Source organism: Actinomycetes bacterium, assembly GCA_036000965.1.
In the GTDB taxonomy this organism is placed as follows: Bacteria; Actinomycetota; CALGFH01; order CALGFH01; family CALGFH01; genus DASYUT01.
The window spans coordinates 1-1,619 of the sequence record DASYUT010000242.1; the positions used below are offsets into that span (position 1 = coordinate 1).

Here is a 1,619-nt window from a genome sequence, read left to right on the forward strand (position 1 = left end):
CGAGCGGCATCCTGTACGCGAGCCTGCTCTTCGGCGCCAGCTTCATCGCAGATCCCGGCCTCAGGCTCCGCGTCGCCGTGATCGGCCTGGTACTGTTCGTCCCCTTCCTGACCTACCTGTGCGGCGTCCTGCGCCGAGCCGGCCTGGCTGTCGACGACGGCGCTGGCCGCGGGTGTGGTCGGGCTGGGGATCAAGCTCGGCAGCGGCGCCGTGGAGATCGCCGGGCAGGCCACGGGGATCGACCCGCGGGTCCAGAGCGCCCTCGAGGACATCAGCAGCGGCGCGTTCGTGCTGAGCATGGTCCCGCTGGCGCTCGTCGCGGCGAGCGCCGCGGTGGTGGCGCTGCACACCGGTGTGCTGCCGCGCTGGCTCGGCTGGCTGTCTGCGGTCACGGCGGCTGCCGTGTTCGTCAACGGGCTGTTCGTCCACGCCGACGTCGGCCCTGGGTTCCTGCTGTTCCTGCTGTGGACAGCAATCACCAGCGGGGTCCTGCTGCGGCGCGCCCGGACAGCGCCGTTGACCGCAGCCGGCGTCCAGCCCGCTGCGGCAGGCTGAACTCGGTCCGCCCACGGGGCCGCCGGCGTGGCGGCCCCGTTCCTGTTGCCGCTGTCGCTGTGCCCGCTGCTGGAAGTGGCAGCGGCGGGCACGAGCCTGATGCCGTCGACACGGGCACGACCACGCCAGAACCCGATGTTGGTCCGGCTGCGAAGACCACAGCAGACCCTCCCGCTATCCCATGGCACCCGGTTGCGGCTTCACCCAGCGACAGAGGAGCCTGCCGCAGAGCACTGCGGCTGTAGTAGTAGCCGTGGGACATCCCGCCCCGGGCGCCAGTGATGACGGCGTTGCGGCCCCCGGGGTTGGGCGTGTGGTGGCCCTGCTTGGCTGGCTCAGCCATGCTGCCTGCGCCGGGCTCGGGCCATCCGCCGCCGATGGGCGCGCTCGTCCTGATAATCTGCGTAGAGCAGCGCGACGATCATCAGCAGCGCGCCCAGCACGACGAGCCCGACCACGACCACGCCAACCATGCTCATCCCGCCCGGCCCCACAAGGGATGCAGTGCCGGTCACCATAGCGGCTGCTCCCCGGCCAGCCCCGCGTCGGGGACGGGTGGGGTGTCCTGGGCGGGTGCTGGCTGGCTGGTCATCGCGGCGGGCTCGACGAGCCGCATCAGCGCGTAGACGACCAGGCCGACCGCGACCGCGGCCATCGCATAGGTCTGGGCGGGGCGGAAGCGGGCAGGGGCGAGCAGGATCACCAGCTCGACGCCGAGCCAGCCCAGCGCGCCGGCCACCACCGGGCGTTCCCAGCTGCCGAGCCGGAACGGCGCCTGGTCCAGCTCAGTGGGTGCGTGGCGTCGCTGGGTGGTCCACAGGTAGACCACGACGGTGGCGGTGTACAGGATCGCGGGCATGAGCGTGGAGGCGGTGAACAAGGTGGTCAGCGCGTCGGGGTTGCCGCCGAGCGTGACGACGATGAGCGCACTCGACCCGGCAACCAGCACGGTGGCCCAGGGTGGGCCACCGGACGGGCGGGGCACCTGGGCGAGTGTCCGATGGGCGGGCAGGCGGTGGTCTCTGGCCATGGCCCACGCCAGCCGGGAGGCGGTGGCCATGATC

Annotated in this window: 4 protein-coding genes; 1 reads left to right on the plus strand and 3 read right to left on the minus strand. The window is 72.3% G+C overall.

What is annotated here, in order from left to right; translation table 11 throughout:
- Positions 1-194: hypothetical protein (locus VG276_21315; GenBank protein HEV8651863.1), on the minus strand; the 194-nt coding region annotated here is incomplete at its 3' end.
- On the opposite strand from VG276_21315, the gene VG276_21320 reads away from it, so the two are divergent.
- Positions 175-555 (plus strand): hypothetical protein, encoded by a 381-nt coding sequence (locus VG276_21320; GenBank protein ID HEV8651864.1) that lies wholly within the window; start codon positions 175-177, stop codon positions 553-555. The genes VG276_21315 and VG276_21320 overlap by 20 nt on opposite strands.
- Before the next feature lie 335 nt (positions 556-890).
- Here the strand turns inward: VG276_21320 and VG276_21325 are convergent, their stop codons facing one another.
- Both VG276_21325 and VG276_21330 read right to left on the minus strand, forming a co-directional pair.
- Positions 891-1,034: a hypothetical protein gene (locus VG276_21325; protein HEV8651865.1), complete on the minus strand. Its 144-nt coding sequence runs from the start codon at positions 1,032-1,034 to the stop codon at positions 891-893.
- A gap of 32 nt (positions 1,035-1,066) precedes the next feature.
- A partial coding sequence (locus VG276_21330) for an amino acid permease (GenBank protein HEV8651866.1) occupies positions 1,067-1,619 on the minus strand: 553 nt, incomplete at its 5' end.

Excerpts from the sequence above, each read along its gene's own strand:
- VG276_21325 (HEV8651865.1), bottom strand. The coding sequence starts at position 1,034 with ATGAGCATGGTTGGCGTGGTCGTGGTCGGGCTCGTCGTGCTGGGCGCG.